The sequence below is a fragment of the Streptomyces monomycini genome, assembly GCF_022271435.1.
In the GTDB taxonomy this organism is placed as follows: domain Bacteria; phylum Actinomycetota; class Actinomycetes; order Streptomycetales; family Streptomycetaceae; genus Streptomyces; species Streptomyces monomycini.
This window is the reverse complement of sequence record NZ_JAFIQY010000008.1, coordinates 200,852-222,300: the sequence shown is the minus strand read 5'-3', so window position 1 is coordinate 222,300 and position 21,449 is coordinate 200,852. Positions and strand designations below refer to the sequence as shown.

Here is a 21,449-nt window from a genome sequence, read left to right as displayed (position 1 = left end):
CATACGGGACCCCACGCGGACCGTGAGGAGGATGCGAGGAGGTTAGGCGATTGTTCAACGATCCGACAAGGGGTTGACGGGAGCGAAACGTGAGTGCTCCTACACGCCCTCCTGCGCCGCTATGCGCTGGGCGTACGCCCCGGAGAGCTGCACCCGGGAATCCTCCAGATAGGCCTCCAGCAGCAGCTCCGCGGCGGCCCCGTTCCCGGCCTGGAGCTCTTCCAGGATCTGCCGGTTGCGGGTCAGGTACGGCGCGTGGAACCGGCGTGGATCGTCCATCACGTGGAAGACCAGCCGCAGTTCCGCGAGCACCCCGCGCATCAGCTCGTCGGTGCGCGGACTGCCCGCCAGGCCCGCCACCGCCTGATGGAAGCGGAGGTTCGCGGTGCCCAGATCACGCCAGGCGCGCTCCTCGAAGGCGGACTCGCCGGCCACCACGGCCGCCTCCATCGCCCCCACCGGGTGCGGCGGCTCGCCCAGGCCGCGTACCGCGGCGCACTCCACGAGCGTACGGACCCGGTAGATGTCGTCCAGGTCCGCCACCGTCACGATGCGCACGAAAACCCCGCGGTTGAGCTGGTGCACCAGCAGGCGCTCGTGCGTGAGCAGGCGGAACGCCTCCCGCAGGGTGTTGCGCGAGACCCCCAGGGCCCCGCCGATGCTCTCCTCGGACAGCCGCGCGCCGGGTGGGAAGTAGCCCTCGGTGATGCGGTCCCGGAGAATGTCGGCGACCCGCTCCGCGGTGCTGGAGCGCCCGAGGAGCACCCGGTCGCCCGCCAGCTCCGAGACCTCGGCGAGCCTGTGCCGGTCGCCCCGTGTCATCCCGCCCGCCATCGTCGTCCCCGCTTTCGCCCCGTACGTGCACCCCGTGTGCTGTGAGCGGCAGTCAATCCCAGATGGCAGAACGAGACAACACACCTCTTGTCGGATCGTTGAACGATCGCTTACGTTGGCCTGACCACCGGCCGGCCCGAGTGCCCTCAGGGGGAGAGCCACTACGGATACGGGCCGGCCGGCCTCGAACCTCTGCGAACTGTGCGCCGGCCCGTGCGGCGGCCACCTCCGGAACGGACTTGCGACTTCTATGAGCGACCCGGTGACCACCCCCCTCGTCGACCTCAACGCCGACCTCGGGGAAGGCTTCGGACGCTGGGAGCTCACCGACGACGAGGCCCTGCTGTCCGTCGTCACGAGCGCCAACGTGGCCTGCGGTTTCCACGCCGGGGACCCCAGCACCATGCGCCGGGTCTGCGAGCTGGCCGCCGAGCGCGGCGTGGTCGTCGGTGCCCAGGTCTCCTACCGCGACCTGGCGGGCTTCGGACGCCGCACCATGGACGTACCGCCGCGCGAACTGGCCGACGAGATCGCGTACCAGATCGGCGCGCTGGAGGTCTTCGCCCGCGCCGCCGGCACCCGGGTCGCCTACGTCAAGCCGCACGGCGCGCTCTACAACCGCTGCGTCCACGACGAGGCCCAGTCCGCCGCCGTCCTGGAGGGCGTACGGACCGCCGGCACCCCGCTGCCCATCCTCGGCCTGCCCGGCTCCCAGCTGCACGAGGCGGCCCGCCGCGTCGGTCTGCCCGTCGTCGGCGAGGCGTTCGCCGACCGCGCCTACACCCCCGAAGGCACCCTGGTCTCCCGCCGTGAACCGGGCGCCGTCGTCCACGACCCCGACGAGGTCGTCAAGCGCGCGCTGGGCATGGCCACGGAAGGCACCGTGACCGCCGTCGACGGCAGCACCGTGCGGATCGAGGCGCGCTCGCTGTGCCTGCACGGCGACACCCCCGGCGCCGCGGACCTCGCGCGACGGGTGCGCGACGAGCTGACCGCGGCCGGCGTGCGGATCGGCAGCTTCGCGTGAGCACCGGCACCACCGGCGGCCGTGCCCCGGCCGGCCGGTCGCGGCTGCCCCTGCGCCCCCTGCCGGTCGGCGACCACGGGCTGCTGGTCGAACTGGACGACGACACGGCCGTCGAGGCGTTCCACGCCGAGCTGCTGCGCCGGGCTGCCGCCGGCACCCTGCCCGCGGTCCGCGAGATCGTCCCAGCCGCCCGTACGGTCCTGCTCGACGGGCTGGCCGACCCGGGACGGCTGGCCGCCGAACTGCCCGGCTGGGACATTCCGCCGGCCACCGCCGGCGACCGGCCCGCCATCGAGATCCCGGTGCGCTACGACGGCCCCGACCTCGCCGACGTGGCCGCCCTGTGGGACACCACGCCCGAGGACGTGGTCCGTATCCACTCCGGTACCGAATTCCACGTCGCCTTCTGCGGGTTCGCGCCCGGCTTCGGCTATCTGACGGGCCTGCCGGAGCGCCACCACGTGCCGCGCCGCGCCACCCCGCGCACCAAGGTCCCGGTCGGTTCGGTCGCCCTGGCGGGCCCGTACACCGGCGTCTATCCGCGCTCGTCGCCCGGCGGCTGGCAGCTCATCGGCACCAGCGACGTCGAACTGTGGAATCCGGACCGCGATCCGGCGGCCCTGTTCTCCCCCGGCACCCGCGTCCGCTTCATCCCGGTTTCGACGGAATCCCAGGAGGCCTGATGACCGACCGTGCCTTCTGCGTCGTACGCGCCGGAGCCCTCACCACCGTCCAGGACCTCGGCCGCGCGGGCCACGCCCACCTCGGCGTGCCGCGCGCGGGCGCCCTGGACGAGCCCGCCCACCGGTACGCCAACCGCCTCGTGGGCAACCCGGAGACGTCCGCCACCCTGGAGACGACCCTTACCGGCTGCGCCGTACGGGTCCGCACGGACACCGTGGCCGCGGTGACCGGCGCGCCCTGCCCGGTCACGGTCGACGGCCGCCCCGCCGCCTGGGGCGCGCCGGTACGCGTCCCGGCGGGCGCGGTGCTGGACGCCGGACCGGCCACCGCCGGCCTCCGCTCGTACCTCGCCTTCGCCGGCGGCGTCGACGCGGAGCCGGTGCTCGGCAGCCGCGCCGCCGACCTGCTCTCCGGCCTCGGGCCCGCTCCGCTGTCCGACGGCGGCGTGCTGCCGCTCGGCACCCCGTACGGCCCGCCCGCCACCGTGGACGCCGTCCCGCGCTCGGGGCTGCCGCTCAAGGAACTGGTGCTGCCCTGCGTACTGGGTCCGCGTGACGACTGGTTCACCGACGCGTGCCTGCGCACGCTCGCCACCGGCCGTTTCCGCGTCTCCTCGGCGAGCAACCGCATCGGCCTGCGCACGGAAGGGCCGTCCCTGGAACGTCGCAAGGACGGGGAGCTGCCCAGTGAGGGCATGCCGCTGGGAGCGCTTCAGGTCCCCCCGAACGGCCTGCCCGTACTCTTCCTCAACGACCATCCGACGACGGGCGGCTACCCGGTCGTCGGCGCCGTGCCGGAGCGTTTCCTCGCCGCGGCGGCCCAGGCCGCACCGGGCACGTCCGTCCGATTCGTCCCCCGGCGCTCACGCGCCTCCGGCTGATCCCTCCGGCGTGCCGTAACCGCCGCCGCCCGGCGTACGGATCACCAGCACGTCCCCCGCGCCGATCTCCGCCACGTCGCAGCCCTCCAGGGCTTCCTCCGTGCCGTCGGCGCGGCGGACCAGGTTGGCGCCGGTCGCGCCGGGCCCGCCGCCCGCCATCCCGTAGGGCGGCACCCGGCGGTGGCCCGTGAGCAGCGCCACCGTCACGGGTTCCAGGAAGCGCAGGCGGCGTTCGACGCCCCGGCCGCCCCGCCAGCGGCCGTCACCGCCGCTGTCCTCGCGCACGGAGAAGCTCTCCACCCGTACGGGGTAGCGCCACTCCAGGACCTCGGGGTCGGTCAGCCGGGAGTTGGTCATGTGGGTCTGCACGGCGTCCGCGCCGTCGAAGCCGTCGCCCGCGCCCGCGCCGCTGGCGACGGTCTCGTAGTACTGCACCCGGTCGTTGCCGAAGGTGAGGTTGTTCATCGTGCCCGAGCCCTCGGCCTGCACGCCGAGCGCCGCGTAGAGCGCGCCGGTGACGGCCTGCGAGGTCTCCACGTTGCCCGCGACCGTGGCGGCGGGGAATTCCGGCGCGAGCATCGAGCCGGGCGGGATGCGTACCTCGACGGGTTTCAGGCAGCCGCTGTTGAGGGGGATGTCCTCGGCGACGAGCGTACGGAAGACGTAGAGCACCGCCGCCATCACCACCGAGCTGGGCGCGTTGGCGTTGCCGGGCAGCTGCTCCGAGGTCCCGGCGAAGTCCAGTACGGCGCTGCGGGCCGTACGGTCCACGGTCAGCGTGACCTGGATCACGGCGCCGCCGTCGGTCTCGTAGCGGTACGAGCCGTCCGCCAGGTGGGCGATGATCCGGCGAACCGATTCCTCGGCGTTGTCCTGGACGTGTCCCATGTAGGCGCGCACCACGTCCAGGCCGAACTGACCGATCATCTTGCGCAGTTCGCGGATGCCCTTCTCGTTGGCGGCGATCTGGGCCCGCAGGTCCGCGATGTTGGCGTCCGGCGCCCGGGACGGATACGGCCCGGCGGCGAGCAGGGCACGCGTCTCATCCTCGCGCAGCCGGCCGTCCCGTACCAGCAGCCAGTTGTCGAAGAGGACGCCCTCCTCCTGGATGGTGCGGCTGAAGGCGGGCATCGAGCCCGGGGTGATGCCGCCGATCTCGGCGTGGTGGCCGCGCGAGGCCACCAGGAACAGCAGCTCCGCACCGGCCTCGTCGAAGACCGGGGTGACGACGGTGACGTCCGGCAGGTGCGTCCCCCCGTGGTAGGGGTCGTTGACCGCGTACACATCACCGGGCCGCAGGTCTCCGTCCGGGCCGCGCCGCCGCCTGAGCACCTCCTTGATCGACTCCCCCATCGACCCGAGATGCACGGGAATGTGCGGGGCGTTGGCGATGAGGTTGCCTTCGTGATCGAAGAGAGCACAGGAGAAGTCCAGCCGCTCCTTGATGTTGACCGAGTGGGCGGTGTTCTCCAGACGGACGCCCATCTGCTCGGCGATCGCCATGAAGAGACTGTTGAACACTTCCAGCATCACCGGATCGGCGTCCGTGCCGACCGCCGGGGCGCCCGCGCGGGGCCCCGCCCGGGTCAGCAGCAGATGACCGCGCTCCCCCGCGCGGGCCTGCCAGCCGGGGTCCAGGACCGTCGTGGCGTCGTCCTCCGCGATGATCGCGGGGCCGGTGAGCGTGTCACCGGGACGCAGGTCGCCGCGGGCGAACAGGCCGGTGTCCTGCCGGCGTCCCTGCGCGAACATCCGTACCGTCGCGACCGGCCGCAGCGCCCCCGCCCGCTCTCCCGTCGGCACCTCGTGCCCGGCCGTGCCGCCCGCCGCGCCCACCGCCTCCACCGACACGGCCTCGGCGATCAGCGGCTTGTCCATCGTGAACCCGTACCGCGCGCGGTGCGCCCGGACGAACGCGGCGGCCATCGCCCGCGGCGTCTCCAGTGCCACGCCGATCGCGGAGTCCGTCCCGGCATAGCGGAGCATCACCCGCCCCCGGGTGGTGACGCTCTCCTCCGGGACACCGTCGTCGAGCAGCTCGCGGCGGGTACGGGCGGCCAGCCGGCCGCAGACGCCGTGCACCTCGGCGAGGTCCGTCGCGTCCGACTCCGGGTCGATCTCCACCTCGACGGCCTGTTCCCGCATGGCCGTCGCGTCGGCGACCCCGATGCCGTACGCGGACAGCACTCCGGCCAGCGGCGGTACGACGACCGTGCCGATGCCCAGGGCGTCGGCGACCGCGCAGGCGTGCTGGCCGCCCGCGCCGCCGAAGCTGGTGAGCGCGTAGCGCGTGACGTCGTAACCGCGCTGGACGGAGATCTTCTTGACCGCGTTGGCCATGTTCAGCACGGCGATGTCCAGGAAGCCGGCCGCGACCTCCTCGGGTCCGCGCCGGTCGCCGGTGGCCTCGGCCGCCTCCTCGGCCAGCCGGACGAAACGCTCCCGTACCGTCGCGTCGTCCAGCGGCTGGTCGCCGTCGGGCCCGAACACCGCGGGGAAGTGCGCGGGCTGCACGCGCCCCAGCATCACGTTGGCGTCCGTGACGGTCAGCCGGCCGCCGCGCCGGTAGCAGGCCGGGCCGGGGACCGCGCCGGCCGAGTCCGGGCCGACGCGGTAGCGCCGCCCGTCGAAGTGCAGCACCGAGCCGCCGCCCGCCGCGACGGTGTGGATGTTCATCATGGGCGCCCGCATCCGTACGCCCGCGACCTCGTTGCCGAAGATCCGCTCGAAGGAGCCCGCGTAGTGCGACACGTCGGTGGAGGTACCGCCCATGTCGAAGCCGATCACCCGGTCGTACCCGTCGCCCGCCTCGGCCGAGGAGCGGGCCATCCCGACGACGCCGCCCGCCGGGCCGGAGAGTACCGCGTCCTTGCCGCGGAAGTGCGCCGCCTCCCGCAGCCCGCCGTTGGACTGCATGAACATCAGCCGGACGCCGGGGAGTTGGCGGGCCACCTCGGTCACGTACCGGCCGAGGATCGGCGACAGGTAGGCGTCCACGACGGTGGTGTCGCCGCGCGGCACCAGTTTCATCAGCGGGCTGACCTCGTGCGAGCAGCTGATCTGTGTGAACCCGGCCTCCTTCGCCAGGGCGGCGACGGCCTTCTCGTGGTCGGCGCAGCGGTAGCCGTGCAGCAGGACGACCGCCGCGCTGCGCAGCCCGTCCCTGTGGGCCCGCGCCAGCTCCGCCCGCACCGCGTCCGTCTGCGGCGGCTTGACGACCGTGCCCCGCGCGTCCACCCGTTCCGGGACCTCGATCACCCGCTCGTACAGCGCCTCGGGCAGCACGATCCGCCGGTCGAAGATCCGCGGCCGGTTCTGGTAGGCGATGCGCAGCGCGTCCCGGAAGCCCTCGGTGGTGACCAGGACGGTCGGCTCGCCCGTGCGCTCCAGCAGGGCGTTGGTCGCCACGGTCGTGCCCATCTTGACGACGGCGATCCGCTCGGCGGGCACCGGTGCGCCGGGGGCGAGCCCCAGCATCGCCCGGATGCCGGCGACGGCGGCGTCCTCGGTGCTGCCGGGGCGGTGCGAGAGCAGCTTGCCGGTCACCAGCCGCCCGTCCGGCCGCCGCCCCACCACGTCCGTGAACGTGCCGCCCCGGTCGATCCAGAACTCCCAGCGTCCGGTCATGCCGCCATTGTGGCAGCGGGCCGGGCGGCGCCGGCGTTTCCGGCCACCGGCCCGCCGGGCGGGCACCGGTCCGCCGGGCGGACACCGGTCCGCCGGGCGGGCACCGCGGGCCGTCCGGAAACAGCCGGCGGCCTCCGGCGTAATTCATCTCATCGGTTTTACGCTCCCGCGATCCCCGCGCGGAAACGTCACTTCCGCGGTACGTCCATCACCTCGTAATAATTCCCGAATACCCTCCGCCACCTGCGGATTCTACTCAAACGGGTGTTGCTTCCCGGAATCCTTTTACTCTCCCTTGGTTTCCTGGGACCGTCGGGTCAAGAACACCCCAAGGACCCGCGCCTTGCGGGCCCGAGAGGCAGGAGAACCATGCAGCACGGCAGCGCCTTGCGCGAGGCGGTCGGGTCGCCTCGCACCACACCGCTCATCGGTATCTACGACATGTATTCGGCGTCCATCGCGGCCCAGCACTACGACGGCATGTTCGTCTCCGGATTCGGTTTCGCGGCATCCTATTACGGCCTGCCCGACATCGGATTCATCGCCTGGCCGGACATGGTGCAGTTCACCGAACGGCTGCGCCTGGCCTTTCCGTCCCACCACCTGCTGGTGGACATCGACGACGGCTATGTGGACCCCGAGGTCGCCTGCCACGTCGTCCAGAGCCTGGAGCGCGCCGGGGCCTCCGGCGTGATCCTGGAGGACCAGAAGCGCCCCCGCCGCTGCGGTCACGCGGACGGCAAGCTGATCCTCCCCCTGGAGGAGTACCTGGACAAGCTCAACCTGGTGCTGAGCAGCCGCACGGACCTGGTCGTGGTGGCCCGTACGGACGCCACGGAGGAGGCGGAGATCCTCCGGCGGGCCGCGGCGCTCGCCGAGACGGACGCGGACGTGGTCCTCGTGGACGGGGTGCGCAGCGTGGAGTGGATCGAACGCATCCGGACCGTCGTGGGCAGCAAACCCCTGCTGTTCAACCAGATCGCGGGCGGCAAGTCGCCCCGCCTGTCGCTGACCGAACTCACCGATCTCGGCGTGGACGTGGCGATCTACAGCACCCCCTGCCTGTTCGCCGCGCACGGCGCGATCGACGGAGCGCTGGCCGACCTGAAGAACGCCGACGGCCGGCTGCCCGTCACGGGCCAGACGGGCAGCGTCGAACTGCGGTGCGCCACCGAGCTGCTGGAGAAGAACATCAGCAGGCATCACGCCCACCGCGCACCGGCCCCCGTCTGAGAAGAGGCTGACCGTATGGCACCGAACCCCTTCCGGGGCGGCGCCGGGCGGCTCCGGGACCGCGGCACGCGGTCCCGGGCCGTGCGCCCGTCCACGCTGTCCCTCGCCGTCGCGACCGTACTGAGCGTGCTGTGGGGCGGCGCCGCCCAGGCCGCGGCACCGGGGCCGACGGTCCCGCCGCCGGCCCCGCCGTGCGACTCCCAGGACGACGAGGACGAGACCCCGCCGCCGCCCCGCGCGGGAACGTCCGTCGGCCTGCTGGTCGTCGACAACTCCTCGGCGGACTCCTGGCTGGAGGTCGACCGGACGCTCAACACCCTGCTCGCCGGCAAGGGGACGGCGGGCAGCGACCACGACGGAGGCGGCGGCGCCATCGACGTACGCACCCGGGACGCCAACGGCCCCGGCGCCGACCCGTCCCGCGTCGGCCACCCGCCCTGGCAGACCGGTGACGATGAGTGACCCGACACCGGCCGCCCGCACGGCGCGCCGGCTGGCACGGGCGGTCGATCCCTATGTGGCGGCCCTGCTCGGCACCGTCCTGTTCGCCACCGCGCTGCCCGCGACCGGAGCGGGCGCCGTGGCCGTGGACACCGCCGCCGACCTCGCCATCGGCCTGCTCTTCTTCCTCTACGGAGCGCGGCTGTCCACCCGCGAGGCACTGCACGGACTCCGGCAGTGGAAGCTCCACCTGCTGACCGGGGCCAGCACCTTCGTCCTGTTCCCGCTGCTCGGCCTGGCGGCCGGCGGCCTCGTCCCGTTCCTGCTCTCCGACCGGCTGTACACGGGACTGCTGTTCCTGTGCGTCGTCCCCTCGACCGTCCAGTCCTCGATCGCCCTGACCTCCACGGCCCGCGGCAACGTCCCGGCCGCCATCTGCGCCGGTACGTACTCCAGCCTGTTCGGCATGGCGGCCACCCCGCTGCTCGCGGCCTGGCTGATCGGCTCCGCCCTCAGCTTCTCGGTGGCGGGCCTGCTCTCCATCGCCACCCATCTGCTGCTGCCCTTCCTCGCCGGGCAGGTGCTGCGCCGCTGGCTCGGCGGCCTCCTCGGCCGTCACAAGAGACCCCTCGGCCTCCTGGACCGCGGCTCGATCCTCCTCGTCGTCTACACCGCCTTCAGCCAGGGCATGGAGCAGGGGATCTGGCACCAGGTCACCCCCGTCCGGCTGCTCGCCCTGCTGCTCCTGGCCGCGGGCCTGCTGGCCACCGCCCTCCTCACGACCTCGCTGGCCGCCCGACGGCTGGGCTTCTGCCGGGCGGACCGCATCACGATCGTGTTCTGCGGTGCGAACAAGAGCCTCGCCACCGGGCTGCCGATGGCCGCGGTGCTCTTCGGCGGCGCGGCCGGCCTGGTCGTCCTGCCGCTGATGCTCTACCACCAGCTCCAGTTGATGGTCTGTGCGGTCGTCGCCGCCCGCTGGGCCCGTCAGCCGGAAGGCACCCCGGCCACTCCGGAGCCGTCGCTGCGGCTGGGGCCGAGGACGGTCGAGGGCGAACCGTCGGCCTGAAACCCCCGTACGGGCGGGCGTTCGGGCGTAGGTGCGGACGCGGGTACGGGCGGCACGGCGGCGTCGTGGGCCGCGAGGAACGCTGCCACCGCCGGCTGCCACCCGTAGCCCTCCGCGCGCTGCCGGGCCGCCGCGCGGCGCTGCGCTTCGGGACGTCCCAGGACCCGCAGCACCGCGTCCGCGAAGGAGGGGCCGTCGTCGAGGGCGGTGTCACCACCGGGCCCGACCAGCCCCGCGAGGGCCGACGCGGCACTCGCCACGACCGGCGTCCCGCAGGCGAGCGCCTCCAGGGCCGCCAGTGCGAACGTCTCCGCCGGGCCGGGCGCCAGCGCAACGTCCGCACCGGCTTGGAGGGCGGCCAGCTCCCCCTGGTCGGCGACATGCCCGAGGAACGCCACGGGCAGCCGTTCCGTACGGGCCCGGGCCGTCAGGCGGGACCGCAGCGGCCCCTCCCCCGCGACCACCAGCGCCGCGTCGACACCGCGCCACCGCAGCTCCGCCAGCGCGTCCAGCGCACGCCCCGGCCGCTTCTCCGGTGACAGCCGCGAGCACAAGAGCAGGAGCACCTCGGCGCCGCCCGCGCACCGGCGCCGCAGTAGCGGGCTGCGCAGGGCGGGGTGCCGGGCCGTCAGGTCGACGCCCAGCGGCGCCCGTACGACGTTGCGCGCGCCGACCCGGGCGAACTCGGCCGCCGCCCATTCCGTCGTGCACACCACCCGGCTGTAGGTGTGTGCGGTCCGGGCGTTGATCCGGTCGGCGGCGGCGCGCGCCGGTCCGCGCGGTACGCCCCAGGTACGGAACACACCGTCCACGCTCTCGTGCGCCACCGCCACCGCCGGGACGCGGGCCCGCCGCGCCCATGCGCCGGTCCACCGCAGCGTCGTCCGGTCGGAGACCTCCAGGCGGTCGGGGGCCAGCGTCTCCAGGAGGCGCCGGACGTGGCGCCGGTCGGCCAGCACGCGGCACCCGCCCGTGCCGGGCAGGACCGGGCCGGGCAGCGTGATCACCCGTCCCTGACCGGTGTCCTCGTCGCCTGCGGCCGGTCCCGGCACGATCAGGACCGGATCGTGCCCGGCGGCTCGGTAACCGGCGCCCAGGGCCTCCAGGGCGGTACGCAGCCCGCCCGGCTCCGGCGTCACGAAGTTCGCGAGCCGTACGATGCGCAGCCCGGCTCCGACGTACCGGGTCTCGTCGAGAACGAACCGCGCGGGCGAGCCCGTCCCCGCCGTCATACGGCCACCGCCGTCCGGCCGGCGAGCACGTCCTCGTAATGGCCCAGCAGTTCGTCGCCGGCCACCTCCCAGGTGCGGTGTTCGACCGCCGCGCGGCCCGCGGCTCCCAGCCGCGCGCGCGAGGCCGGGTCACCGGCCAGCAGCAGGACCCCGTCGCGCAGCGCCTCCCCGTCGCCCGGCGGCACCAGCAGCCCCGTACGGCCGTGTTCCACGAGGCCCAGCGGGCCGCCAGCGGCAGGCGCCACCACGGGTACGCCGCCCGCCATCGCCTCCAGGACGGTCTGGCAGAACGTGTCGTAGCGGCCGGTGTGCACGAAGACGTCCAGAGAGGCGACGAGCCGCGCCAGTTCGTCGCCCGTACGGCTGCCCAGGAAGCGCACACCGGGCAGGGCGGCGCGCAGGCCCGCGGCGCTCGGCCCGTCCCCGATCACCACGGTCCGTACGCCGGGCAGCCGCGAGACGGGGGCCAGCAGCCGCACCTCCTTCTCGGGCGCGAGCCGTCCGACGTAGCCGACGAGCAGGTCACGGCCCGCGGCGAGCGAGCTGCGCAGCACCTGGTCGCGGCGGGCGGGGTGAAACCGCGTGGAGTCCACGCCGCTCGGCCACAGCCGCAGCCGGGGCACGCCGTGCGCGGCCAGGTCGTGCAGGGCGGAGGTGGACGGCGCGAGCGTCCGGTCGGCGGCGGCGTGCACCGTCCGCAGGCGCCGCCAGACCGCGGCGCCCCCGGTGCGCAGGTAGGCATGGGCGTAGCGGCCCAGGTCGGCCTGGTAGACGGCGACGGCGGGCACGCGTCGCCGCGCGGCGAGGGCCATCGCGCGGGCCCCGAGGACGAAGGGCCCGGCCAGGTGCACCACGTCCGGGTCGTGCCCGTCCAGCGCGGCGGCCGGCCGGCGGCCGGGCAGGGCGATCCGGACCTGCGGGTGGCCCGGGAGCGGCACCGAGGGCACCCGGACGACGGGGCAGGGGGCGCCCGGTCCGCCGTCCGGTGTCCCGTCGGCGCCCGTGGGGGCGACGACGAGCACGTCATGCCCGCGCCGGACCAGGTGCCGGGCGGTTTCGAGGGCGCCGAGGGCGACGCCGTTGACGTCGGGCGGGAAGGACTCGGTGACGATGACAACACGCATACCGCTGTTGTCGGCCCACCGGGCGTGGACCGGGCCACGGGGATCTTTCCAGCCGGGGAACGTCCCATGAGCGTTGGCGCCCGCGCCGGGGCACGGGCGCCCGGCGCGGACGGCCCGTGCGCCCTCACGCCCCGCGCGCCCCCCGCGGCTCAGAGCGCCGGCGCGTCCGGCCCGAACCGGCTGCGTACCGCCGTCTGCACCTCGGCCTCCTCGGCCGGATCGGCGGCCAGCCTGCGCAACTGCTCCACGACCCGGTCGTCACCGGTCGCCGCGTGCCGGGCGGCCAGCTCGCGGGTGCTCTCCTCGCAGTCCCACAGGCACTCGACGGCGAAGCCCGCCGGGAACCCGGGGTCGGTGACGGCCAGCGCGCCCGCGGCACGGCCTCTGAGGTGGGAGGAGGAGGTCTCGCGGTAGATGTGGCGCAGCACCGGTGCCGCGCAGGCCACGCCCAGGCGGCCGGCCCCGTCGACCAGCTCCCACAGGCCGCCCGCGTCCGGTCCCTCGGTCCGCACCGTACGGCGCAGGGCCGCCAGCACCAGGTCGGCGTCGCCCCGGCTGCCGCGGCGGGCCAGCATCGTGGCGCCGGCCGCGCCGAGGGGGTCGGGGCGCGGGGCCCACCGGCGGGCCCGTTCGACGGCGGCCACGGCGCGCATCCGCTCGAAGGCGGCGAGCGCGGCCTCGGCGAGCGGGCGGCTGGAGAAGGGGTCGGCGGCCGCGGCCTCGATGAGGTCGAGGGCCTCCGGGTCGCCGCGCTCGGCGAGGTGGCGCAGGGCGGCGGCACGGGCGGCGTCCGGGCCGGTGCGCGCGGCGCGCAGCAGCTCAGGGCGGTCCTCGGGGCCCGCGACGGCGGCCAGGCAGCGCGCGGCCGGGACCTGGCGCCACTCCTCCGGGTGCAGCTCCAGGCCCTGCTGGGCCCAGTCCAGTACTTCGGTGACGCTCCAGCCGGGGCGCGGCCCGCTCGGCCGCATCTGGCGCTGCCAGCGGTCGAAGCAGCCCTGTTCCTGGGCGGCGCGGATGCGTTCGCCGTAACGGGGGTCCTCGGCCCACAGCCGCCACGGGCGGGGCTCGAAGGCGTCGCGGACGGCGGCGGCCAGCTCGGCGTCGCCCTCGGGGGTGTGCGGGAAACGGGCGAGGACCGCGGGGGCGAGGGTCGCCAGTCCCGCGTCGTCGTCCCGCAGCGCGAGCTCGTCCAGGGCCCAGCGCCAGTTCGTGCCGGCGGCGGCGTAGCTGCGCAGCAGGAGGAGGGCGGCGTCCCGGCCGTACGCGGCGAGGTGGCCGAGCACGGCGAGGGCGAGGCCCGTGCGCTCCTCGCCGGGGTCGGTGAGGTCGTCGGGGTGGAAAAGATGCCGTTCGATCTCTTCGAGTCCGCCGTCGAGCTGCATGTAGAGGCGCGCGTAGTACAGGGAGCGGTTCTCGACCTGCCAGTCGCGGCGGGGGTCGCGCAGCACGCTGTCGTTCAGTGCCGCGAGCGCCTCGGCCCGCGGCGCCGCGAGGGCGTGCAGGGTCCCGTCGCCGCGGCCTCGCTGCAGGAGGCCGAGCAGGGTGCCACTGGGCGCTATGTCTGGATCGAACATGAGGTCAGCATCCGGTGCGGGGGACAGGCTGGCAACGGGATTTCCGCTGACCGGCATTCTTGCCGGTGACCACGGGTCGTATGCGTCGTTCCCACCATGGATCGGTGGGACCGAGCGCGCTACGGCGGCCGAAGCCTAGCCTGGAACGCCAGGTTCCGCTGATTCGGCCGAAGGTTGCCCCAGGGAGGCCGGGGGCATATGCCGAATGCACCACCGTATCGGGTAATGCCAAATCCCTTACGGGCGGTCGCAGCCTGTGCAACAGTCGTTACCGGCCCTTCCGTCAGACCAGGCCCCGGCGCCGCCTGATATCGGAGAACGTCATGCCGTCCCATCTGTTCGCGGACCGACCAGCCGCCCAGCCGCCCGAGCGCGACGTGGTCGAGGCCCTGATCACCCAGGCACGCCGGCTGCGGGGCGGCCTGGACGCCGTACGCCGGGAGACCTCGGCCGGCGGCGACGAGCCCGACGACGCCCGGCTGCGCTGGCAGCGGGCGCTGTGCGACCTCGCCGTCCACCACCTCGACGACCTCGGCGGACACCTGGACCAGCTCCGGGAGGGCCTGCCCGCCGACCCCGGGGCGGCCCAGGACACGGCGCAGGCGACGGACGACGACCGGCTGCCGGTGGCGCCGCCCGAGCCCGCGGGGCATCCGCGCGGCTCACTGCTCAGCCGGGTCGGCAGCGCCGAGTGGAACCTCCTCACCGACGAGGTGAGCTGGTCGGAGGAGCTGTTCGGCATCTTCGGCAGGGATCCGGCCGAAGGACCCCTGACGCTGGACGAGCTGCCTTCCCTGGTCTTCTGCGAGGACCAGCAGCTGCTGACCACGATGGTCACCGACTGCCTGGTGGACGGCCGGCCGATCGACGACGAGTTCCGCATCGTACGGAGCGACCAGAGCGTCCGTACGGTGCACATGGTGGGCGAGCCGGTGCTCGAAGCCGACGGCAGCACGGCCTGCATGTGGGCCGTACTGCGCGACGTCAGCGAGCTGCGCCGCAGCCAGCGGGCGGTGCGCGAGACCCGTGACTCGCTGCAGCGTCAACGGCACATGGCGCGGACCGAGCACCGGCTTGCGGTAGAGCTGCAGGAAGCCGTGCTGCCGCCGTGGCGCGGCTCCCTGCGGTTCCCGCAGGGCGGACCCGTCGCACTCGACCTCGCCGCCCGCTACCTCCCTTCCGGCACCAGCGCCCTGATCGGCGGCGACTGGTACGACGCGTTGCAGCTTCCGGACGGCCGGACCCTGCTGAGCGTCGGCGACCTGACCGGCCACGGCGCCACCGCCACGTCCGGCATGGCCATGGTGCTCGGCGCGCTGCGCGGCATGGCGGTGTCCGGTCAGGAGCCGGGCCCGCTGATGGGCTATCTGAACCAGTTGCTCGACACCTCCGCGCAGCCCGCCCTCGGCAGCGCGGTCTGCTGCCGTTTCGACCCCGCCTCCCGTCAGCTCGTCTGGGCCCAGGCCGGACACCCCGCCCCGCTGCTGTTCCGCGACGGCACGGGAAGCCCGCTGAACCCCCCGGAGGGCGTCCTCCTCGGCGCCACCACCGGAGCCGCCTACACGCAGCGGTGCGAGCAGCTGGAGCCCGGCGACCTGCTGGTGCTGCACACGGACGGCCTGGTGCCGCGCCGGTCGCACGGCGCGCTCGCGCCCCACGAGGGTGCCGCGCGCCTGCTGTCGCTGGCACCACGGTTCGCCGCGGCGCGCAACGCGCAGGACTGTGTCCGCGTCGTCGCCGAGGAGTTCGGCGGTGCCGAGCGCGAGGACGACGCGTGTGTGCTGATCGCCAGGGTGAGCGGGTAGCGGAAACCCTCGCGCGGTGTCCGTATGCCGCGCTGCCTGTACGACGCTGCCGGTACGACGCGATGTTTCGCACGGCCAGGACCGGGGTCACGGGTCTTGGCTCGCCTTGTTCTCGTCCGGTTCAGGTCCCGCCGGCAGCAGCCGGCGTCAGACCCGCAAGTTGCTGCCCACCGGGCCGATCCCCGGGCCCAGCCCCTTGTTGTTCTTGGCCTTCGGCATCACCCGCTGGATCTCCTCCCGCAGGTCCTGGATCTTGCCGTAGTTCGTGTACTGGTTGGTGAGCCGGTACATCTCGCGCAACCGGTCCCAGGTGCGGTGGGAGGAGTTCTCCTTGATGGACACCAGGGCCAGCCGGGCGTAGCGGTCGGCCTGTTCCGGGTCGTTGCCGATGAAGCAGGCCGAGGCCATCGAGAGGTAGTCGAAGATCGTCGACCGCTGCCGGCCGGCGTCCCGCAGCCGCAGCGCCTGCTTGGCGTGCGCCTGGGCGATCTTCGCCGCCCGCGGGTCGTGTTCGGCCAGCGTACGGAAGGCCAGCGCCTGCATACCGTGCATGTCCGCCTCGTCGAACATCTGCATCCAGCTCGGCGGCGGCACGTCGCCCCGGTCGGCGACGAAGAGTTCCTCCGCCTCGCCCAGGGTGCGCCGCATGGCCTGGCCCTGTCCCTTGCTCGCCTGGGCCCACGCCTCGATGGTGCAGAGCATCGCGCGGGTCCGCGGCAGCGTCTCGGCGCCGGAGCCGGACTTGGCCAGCTTCATCAGGTCCAGGGCGTCGTCGGGTCGGCCCAGGTGCACCATCTGGCGGGCCGCCCGGGAGAGCGCCTCGCCCGCGCGCGGCCGGTCGCCGCCCTCGCGCGCCGCGTGGGCGGCGATGACGAAGTACTTCTGGGCGGTGGGCTCCAGCCCCACGTCGTGGGACATCCAGCCCGCCAGGACGGCGAGGTTGGCCGCCACCCCCCAGAGCCTGCGCTGGAGGTGGTCGGGGTGGTGGTAGGCGAGCATCCCGCCCACCTCGTTGAGCTGGCCCACCACGGCCTTGCGCTGCAGCCCGCCGCCGCGGGCCGCGTCCCAGGCGCGGAAGACCTCGACCGAGCGCTCCAGGGCGTCGATCTCCTGCGACCCCACGGGGGCCGCCTCGTAGCGGTCGTAGCCGATCTGGTCGATGGAGTGGTAGTCGAACGGGTCGTCGAATCGGGGGGCGTCGGCTGCCAGCGCCGGGTCGGTGTGCAGCCAGTCGTGCATGGCGCTGCTGAGTGCGGAGCCCGCGGCGAGCGCCGCGCCCGCGCCCACCAAGCCGCGTCGGTTGAGCATGAGGTCCATTCCCGTGAATTCCGTGAGGACCGCCGCCGTTCGCTCGGGCGGCCACGGGAGACCGTCCGTGGCCTGTTTCCTCCCCGCGCGCCCGGAACGACCGAACCCGAGGTCCTCGATGGTTACGACACGGCCGAGACGCTCGGTGAACAGGGCGGCGAGCACCTTGGGCACCGGGTCGCGCGGGGTCTCCCCCGTGTCGATCCAGCGCCGTACCCGCGAGGTGTCGGTCGCCAGCTGCGGATGCCCCATGGCGGCCGCCTGCCGGTTGACCAGTCTCGCCAGCTCGCCCTTGGACCAGCCGGCCAGGCCGAAAAGGTCCGCGAGACGGGTGTTCGGCTCCCTGTCCACGTCAAGCCCCCAGGTTCCTCGACTGACTTGACAGTAACGGGCCGCCGAGGACGCCCGCGAGCATTCGCCAGGGTTCGCCAGGGTCCGCCAGATGGTCTGCCACCCGCGCCCGCGTGTTCTGTAGAAGTGCAGCCCCCGGCCCGGTGTCGGTACCGCATTCCCCAGGGTGCGGACACCGGATCCGGGGCCTTCGGGCCCCGGGTCGCCGGGCCGGGAGCCGCACTGCAACTCGTCGGCGCACGAAGGGATCTGTCTCACCCATGTACGCAGCATCGTCCGCCGTGAGCGCCCCGAACCGGCCGTACCGTCCGCAGCCTCCGGGAAGCGGGCCGTATCTCGACCCCTCCCAGTCGACGGGGGCGGTTTCCGGCCTCACCGGCGGCCGCAACCGGCGGGTGCAAGGGGGAGGCACCCAACCGCTCAGCGGGAGACTCGACTTGTCCGGCCCCCAGGGTGCTCAGCTGCGCGCCGCGGTCGCCTCCGTGCACCGCATCTGCCCCGAGTTCCATCCGGTCCAGGTGCTGCGCCGGAGCGGCAAGTCCGTCCTCCTGGTGGGCACCACCGGCCGTACGACCGCGGTCGCCAAGTGTTTACTGGACCGCTCCCCCGCGTGGGCCGAGCGATTCCGGCACGAAATAGCTGCATATCGGTCCTTCGTACGCCACCGTCCGCCGGTGCGCGTACCGAGGCTGGTCGCCGCGGATCCTGACAACTGCACCCTGGTCGTCGAGCGGATGCCCGGCCGGGTCGCCTCCCTCCAACGGCATCCGACCGAAGCACCGCCGCGCGCCGACGTACGGGCCGCACTCGGCGCGATCTGCCGGGTCAACCTCTGGCGGCCGCCGGCCGGGATGTTCGACGCGCCGCTGGACTACGCGGGCCGCATCGGGCGCTTCCACGACCTCGGCCTGCTGACCGACCGGGACCTGGGCGACCTGCAGAAGCTGCTGCACGGTCTGGCCCACACCCAGGGCCAGTTCTGCCACGGCGACGCGCTGCTGAACAACGTCCTGCTCTCCCCCGCCGGGCCGGTGCTGCTCGACTGGGACCACGCCGGCTGGTACCTGCCGGGCTACGACCTCGCCACCCTGTGGTCGGTGCTCGGTGACGCCCCTGTGGCGCGCCGCCAGATCAGCCAGCTCGCGCAGGCCGCGGGACCGGCCGCGCGGGACGCCTTCCTGGTGAATCTGATGCTGGTGCTCACCCGCGAAATACGGCGTTACGAAACCGCCGTGCAGCGCACCATGCGCGAGCCCACGCCGACGGGCACGCCGGGGCCGGGACACCCCGGTGCGCTGGCCGCGGGCGAGGAGCAGCGGCTGCTGCTGCGCCGGCTGCACGACGACTGCCAGATGGCACGCCGTGCGGTACGGGCGGCGGTCGGCACCCGCTGATCCGCGCAGGGGGCATGTGAGCGGCACGCCGTAAGGGCGTGCCGCTCACTCGTGCGGGCCGGGGGCCGCCGCCGCTCTCGTACGGGGTTCCGGGAAGCGCGCTGACATACGAAGCCCTTGGGGCGCACGGTGATTGACGGATCGTCGGCCAGGCGATAGCTGTAAGAATCCCGTTCCGCGCACGGCCGTATGCACACCATCCGTCAGACGCCCCGGCTCGTCCCGGTCGGCCACAGGAGGCTGCGTTGCGAGGATCCGACGAGAAGAGACCCCCCCGCTCCAGAGCGCTCAGGGCCGCCACCGCCGTCGCGGCGGCGGCCTTGGTGCTGCCCCTGGTCTCCGCCGCGCCGTCCGCCCCGGACGGGCAGCCCCGCGCCGCGGCGTCCCGGCCCGCCGCCGGCTCCCTCCAGCAGGCGTTCGCGGACGCCGCCGCGCGCCACGGCGTCCCGCGGGACGTGCTGCTGGCCGTCGCGTACATGGAGTCCCGCTGGGACGCGCACGGCGGCGCGCCCAGCGTCTCCGGGGGCTACGGCCCGATGCACCTGACCGACGCCCGTACGGCGCTGGCCGGGCGGCCGCACCACAGCGACGGTGACGAGGACCCGCGCGGCGACGACTCCCGTGCCCGCAAGCGGGCCCCCGCACAGCTCCCGGCCGCCGGCGCGCTGCCCGCCCGGCTGCGCACCCTGGAGCGGGCGGCGCGGCTGACCGGGCTGCCCGCCGAACGGCTGCGCCGGGATCCGGCGGCCAACATCCGCGGCGGTGCGGCGCTGCTGGCCGAGGAGCAGCGCCGCCTGGGGCCGCGCTCCGCCGACCCGGCCCGCTGGTACGGGGCCGTCGCCCGCTACCCGGGCGCGGACGACGCCCGGACGGCGGCGGGCTTCGCCGACGACGTGTACGACGTCCTGCGGCAGGGCCAGTCCCGTACGACCGACTCCGGCCAGCGGGTGACGCTGCCCGCCGCACCGGGACTGACGCCGGACCGGGCACAGCTCGGGCGCCTCGGGCTGCGGTCCGCCGCCCCGGCGGACGGTTCCCGCCTCGAATGCCCGCGTACGGTCTCCTGCGTGTCCGTGCCCGCGCCGTACGAGGAGTTCGGCGACGGTGACTACGGCAACCACGACAAGGCGGACCGGCCGCGGGACCAGCGGGTCGACGCCATCGTCGTGCACGACACCGAGGGGTCGTGGGAGACGACGCTGAAGCTCATCAAGGACCCGACGTATGTCTCCTGGCACTACACGATCCGGTCCGCGGACGGGCTGATCGCCCAGCACGTGCCGACCAAGGACGTCGCCTGGCACGCGGGGAACTGGTACGTCAACGCGCACTCCGTCGGCATCGAGCACGAAGGTTTCCTCGCGGCTCCGGACGCCTGGTACACGGAGGCGATGTACCGCGCGTCCGCGCGGCTGGTGCGCTACCTGGCGCACAAGTACGACCTGCCCCTGGACCGGCAGCACATCATCGGCCACGACAACGTGCCGGGCACCACCCCCGCCACGATCAAGGGCATGCACACCGACCCGGGCCCGTACTGGGACTGGGCGCACTACTTCCGGCTGCTGGGCAAGCCGTTCGTCCGTACGGCGGGCCCCAGAGGCGGCCTGGTCACCATCCGCCCCGATTACGACCGGCACCGGCCCCTCTACACGGACTGCGTCAAGCCGGGGCAGCCGTGCGCGCCGCACGGCTCGGCCGCGGTGCGCCTGCACACCGAACCGAGTGCGAGCGCGCCCCTGGTCGAGGACATCGGCCTGCGCCCGGACGGCAGCCCCTCGACGACCGGGGTGAACGACACCGGCGCCCGTGCCACCACCGGCCAGCGGTACGCGGTCGCGGAGCGCCGGGGTGAGTGGACGGCCATCTGGTACCTGGGCCGGAAGGCGTGGTTCCACAACCCGCCGGAGCAGCCCACCGCGGTCGACGCGAAGGGGCTGGTGATCACGCCGAAGGCGGGCCGGGCGGACATCCCGGTCTACGGCCGGGCGTACCCGGAGGCGGCGGCCTACCCGGCGGGCGTGCCGGTGCAGGCGGTCACGCCGCTCCCGTACAAGCTGCTGTCCGGCCAGCGCTATGCCGTCGGCAACCGGGTGCGCGGCGAGTACTTCTACGCCCCGACGTACGACCTGTCCCGGCACGCGGTCGTGCGCGGCCAGGATGTGTACTACGAGATCCAGGTGGGGCACCGGGTCGGCTATGTGCGGGCGGCCGATGTGGACGTGCGGTCCTCACAGCGGTAGGCGGCACACGGCATGCGGCGCCGTGCCGGGCGCTCGGCGGCCCGGCACGGCGTCCGGCCGCCGTCCGGGACCGCGTGTCCCCGGGATCACCCCTGCTGGAACATCTCCGCCGGCAGCGGCTTCAGGAGGGCGTACAGGTCGTCGGTGATCGGCCGGTCCCAGCTGGCGATGGTGACCAGGACGCCGTCGCTGCGGTCGAACTGGGCGCAGGAGATCCGGCCCTCGGAGCACTTGACGCGCTTGACGATCAGCAGGTTGTCGTCGTGCATGACCGGGGTGTCCTCGGTCTCGACGACGGTGACCGGCTCGTCGTTCTCCAGCGCCGCGAGGAGCTGTGCCACCTCGAACGGCACCTGGCCGTCGGCGAGGTCGCGCGCCGGGGAGCCCTCCGGGAGGTTGCCGATGATCATCGCGGGGCCGCGGCCGCCGAACAGGTCGTAGCGCAGGAAGACTCCCTGGCAGCTGCCGTCGGGGGCGGGCAGCAGTCCCGCTCCGAGATTGCCGGGCCAGTCCCCGGGGTCCATGGCGAGGACGTCGAAGTCAGGCCCGGCGGGCGTGGCTGCGCTGCGGCGGCGGAGGAAGGACATACCGCCATCGTACGTGGCCGCCGGCGGCCGGCGGGC

16 protein-coding genes are annotated in these 21,449 nt (G+C 74.0%); 9 read left to right on the top strand and 7 right to left on the bottom strand.

Going from position 1 to position 21,449, the window contains the following annotated elements; translation table 11 throughout:
- Positions 1–99 precede the first annotated feature (99 nt).
- Positions 100–834: a GntR family transcriptional regulator gene (locus JXZ78_RS13275; protein WP_030018128.1), complete on the bottom strand. Its 735-nt coding sequence runs from the start codon at positions 832–834 to the stop codon at positions 100–102.
- Between the two features lie 250 nt (positions 835–1,084).
- On the opposite strand from JXZ78_RS13275, the gene JXZ78_RS13270 reads away from it, so the two are divergent.
- From JXZ78_RS13270 to JXZ78_RS13260, 3 genes are read left to right on the top strand one after another with little or no spacing between them, the layout of a single operon-like run.
- Positions 1,085–1,861 carry a LamB/YcsF family protein gene (locus tag JXZ78_RS13270; protein WP_030018129.1) on the top strand — a complete coding sequence of 259 codons (777 nt, stop codon included), beginning with the start codon at positions 1,085–1,087 and terminating at the stop codon, positions 1,859–1,861.
- Between the two features lie 50 nt (positions 1,862–1,911).
- On the top strand, positions 1,912–2,544 hold the full coding sequence (pxpB, locus tag JXZ78_RS13265) for a 5-oxoprolinase subunit PxpB (protein WP_078623993.1): 633 nt from the start codon (positions 1,912–1,914) through the stop codon (positions 2,542–2,544).
- Positions 2,544–3,425 (top strand): 5-oxoprolinase subunit C family protein, encoded by an 882-nt coding sequence (locus tag JXZ78_RS13260; protein WP_030018131.1) that lies wholly within the window; start codon positions 2,544–2,546, stop codon positions 3,423–3,425. The genes pxpB and JXZ78_RS13260 overlap by 1 nt, the downstream gene beginning before the upstream one ends.
- Here JXZ78_RS13260 and JXZ78_RS13255 read toward each other — a convergent pair.
- On the bottom strand, positions 3,408–7,052 hold the full coding sequence (locus JXZ78_RS13255; RefSeq protein WP_030018132.1) for a hydantoinase B/oxoprolinase family protein: 3,645 nt from the start codon (positions 7,050–7,052) through the stop codon (positions 3,408–3,410). The genes JXZ78_RS13260 and JXZ78_RS13255 overlap by 18 nt on opposite strands.
- A gap of 369 nt (positions 7,053–7,421) precedes the next feature.
- On the opposite strand from JXZ78_RS13255, the gene JXZ78_RS13250 reads away from it, so the two are divergent.
- Genes JXZ78_RS13250 through JXZ78_RS13240 form a run of 3 tightly spaced genes read left to right on the top strand, consistent with a single transcriptional unit; the run spans position 7,422 to position 9,795 of the window.
- Positions 7,422–8,285, top strand: coding sequence for an isocitrate lyase/PEP mutase family protein (locus tag JXZ78_RS13250; protein WP_030018133.1), 864 nt, complete (start codon positions 7,422–7,424; stop codon positions 8,283–8,285).
- 15 nt (positions 8,286–8,300) lie between these two features.
- On the top strand, positions 8,301–8,747 hold the full coding sequence (locus tag JXZ78_RS13245; RefSeq protein WP_033037135.1) for a hypothetical protein: 447 nt from the start codon (positions 8,301–8,303) through the stop codon (positions 8,745–8,747).
- A complete protein-coding gene (locus tag JXZ78_RS13240) occupies positions 8,740–9,795 on the top strand; it encodes a bile acid:sodium symporter family protein (protein ID WP_030018135.1) in 1,056 nt (351 codons plus the stop codon). The genes JXZ78_RS13245 and JXZ78_RS13240 overlap by 8 nt, the downstream gene beginning before the upstream one ends.
- Here the strand turns inward: JXZ78_RS13240 and JXZ78_RS13235 are convergent.
- From JXZ78_RS13235 to JXZ78_RS13225, 3 genes are all read right to left on the bottom strand, one after another.
- Complete coding sequence (locus JXZ78_RS13235; protein ID WP_078623988.1) at positions 9,714–11,027, bottom strand: glycosyltransferase; 1,314 nt, start codon at positions 11,025–11,027, stop codon at positions 9,714–9,716. The genes JXZ78_RS13240 and JXZ78_RS13235 overlap by 82 nt on opposite strands.
- Positions 11,024–12,151, bottom strand: a complete 1,128-nt coding sequence (locus JXZ78_RS13230; protein WP_030018137.1) for a glycosyltransferase family 4 protein — start codon at positions 12,149–12,151, stop codon at positions 11,024–11,026. The genes JXZ78_RS13235 and JXZ78_RS13230 overlap by 4 nt, the downstream gene beginning before the upstream one ends.
- 149 nt (positions 12,152–12,300) lie before the next feature.
- The gene (locus JXZ78_RS13225; protein WP_030018138.1) at positions 12,301–13,725 is read right to left on the bottom strand and encodes a hypothetical protein; all 1,425 of its coding nucleotides are present in this window, start codon (positions 13,723–13,725) and stop codon (positions 12,301–12,303) included.
- Positions 13,726–14,048: 323 nt separating this feature from the next.
- Between JXZ78_RS13225 and JXZ78_RS13220 the strand changes: the two genes are divergently transcribed.
- Entirely contained in the window at positions 14,049–15,530 is a 1,482-nt protein-coding gene (locus JXZ78_RS13220; RefSeq protein WP_030018139.1) for a PP2C family protein-serine/threonine phosphatase, read from the top strand.
- A gap of 147 nt (positions 15,531–15,677) precedes the next feature.
- On the opposite strand, the gene JXZ78_RS13215 is transcribed toward JXZ78_RS13220, so the two are convergent.
- A complete protein-coding gene (locus JXZ78_RS13215) occupies positions 15,678–17,189 on the bottom strand; it encodes a DNA-binding protein NsdB (protein WP_030018140.1) in 1,512 nt (503 codons plus the stop codon).
- 260 nt (positions 17,190–17,449) lie between these two features.
- Here JXZ78_RS13215 and JXZ78_RS13210 point away from each other — a divergent pair, with 260 nt between their 5' ends.
- Together JXZ78_RS13210 and JXZ78_RS13205 are read left to right on the top strand one after the other, a co-directional pair.
- Complete coding sequence (locus JXZ78_RS13210) at positions 17,450–18,583, top strand: aminoglycoside phosphotransferase family protein (protein WP_030018141.1); 1,134 nt, start codon at positions 17,450–17,452, stop codon at positions 18,581–18,583.
- A gap of 245 nt (positions 18,584–18,828) precedes the next feature.
- Entirely contained in the window at positions 18,829–20,826 is a 1,998-nt protein-coding gene (locus JXZ78_RS13205; RefSeq protein ID WP_030018142.1) for a peptidoglycan recognition protein family protein, read from the top strand.
- Positions 20,827–20,912: 86 nt separating this feature from the next.
- Here JXZ78_RS13205 and JXZ78_RS13200 read toward each other — a convergent pair whose 3' ends face one another.
- A complete protein-coding gene (locus tag JXZ78_RS13200; protein WP_030018143.1) occupies positions 20,913–21,413 on the bottom strand; it encodes a hypothetical protein in 501 nt (166 codons plus the stop codon).
- Between the last annotated feature and the right edge of the window lie 36 nt (positions 21,414–21,449).

Bases quoted from the DNA above. Each gene is read 5' to 3' on its own strand.
- JXZ78_RS13255 (WP_030018132.1), bottom strand. From the start codon at position 7,052: ATGACCGGACGCTGGGAGTTCTGGATCGACCGGGGCGGCACGTTCACG.
- JXZ78_RS13235 (WP_078623988.1), bottom strand. From the start codon at position 11,027: ATGACGGCGGGGACGGGCTCGCCCGCGCGGTTCGTTCTCGACGAGACC.
- JXZ78_RS13245 (WP_033037135.1), top strand. From the start codon at position 8,301: ATGGCACCGAACCCCTTCCGGGGCGGCGCCGGGCGGCTCCGGGACCGC.
- JXZ78_RS13200 (WP_030018143.1), bottom strand. From the start codon at position 21,413: ATGTCCTTCCTCCGCCGCCGCAGCGCAGCCACGCCCGCCGGGCCTGAC.
- JXZ78_RS13225 (WP_030018138.1), bottom strand. From the start codon at position 13,725: ATGTTCGATCCAGACATAGCGCCCAGTGGCACCCTGCTCGGCCTCCTG.
- JXZ78_RS13270 (WP_030018129.1), top strand. From the start codon at position 1,085: ATGAGCGACCCGGTGACCACCCCCCTCGTCGACCTCAACGCCGACCTC.
- JXZ78_RS13250 (WP_030018133.1), top strand. From the start codon at position 7,422: ATGCAGCACGGCAGCGCCTTGCGCGAGGCGGTCGGGTCGCCTCGCACC.
- JXZ78_RS13240 (WP_030018135.1), top strand. From the start codon at position 8,740: ATGAGTGACCCGACACCGGCCGCCCGCACGGCGCGCCGGCTGGCACGG.
- JXZ78_RS13220 (WP_030018139.1), top strand. From the start codon at position 14,049: ATGCCGTCCCATCTGTTCGCGGACCGACCAGCCGCCCAGCCGCCCGAG.
- JXZ78_RS13260 (WP_030018131.1), top strand. From the start codon at position 2,544: ATGACCGACCGTGCCTTCTGCGTCGTACGCGCCGGAGCCCTCACCACC.
- JXZ78_RS13230 (WP_030018137.1), bottom strand. From the start codon at position 12,151: ATGCGTGTTGTCATCGTCACCGAGTCCTTCCCGCCCGACGTCAACGGC.
- JXZ78_RS13275 (WP_030018128.1), bottom strand. From the start codon at position 834: ATGGCGGGCGGGATGACACGGGGCGACCGGCACAGGCTCGCCGAGGTC.
- JXZ78_RS13210 (WP_030018141.1), top strand. From the start codon at position 17,450: ATGTACGCAGCATCGTCCGCCGTGAGCGCCCCGAACCGGCCGTACCGT.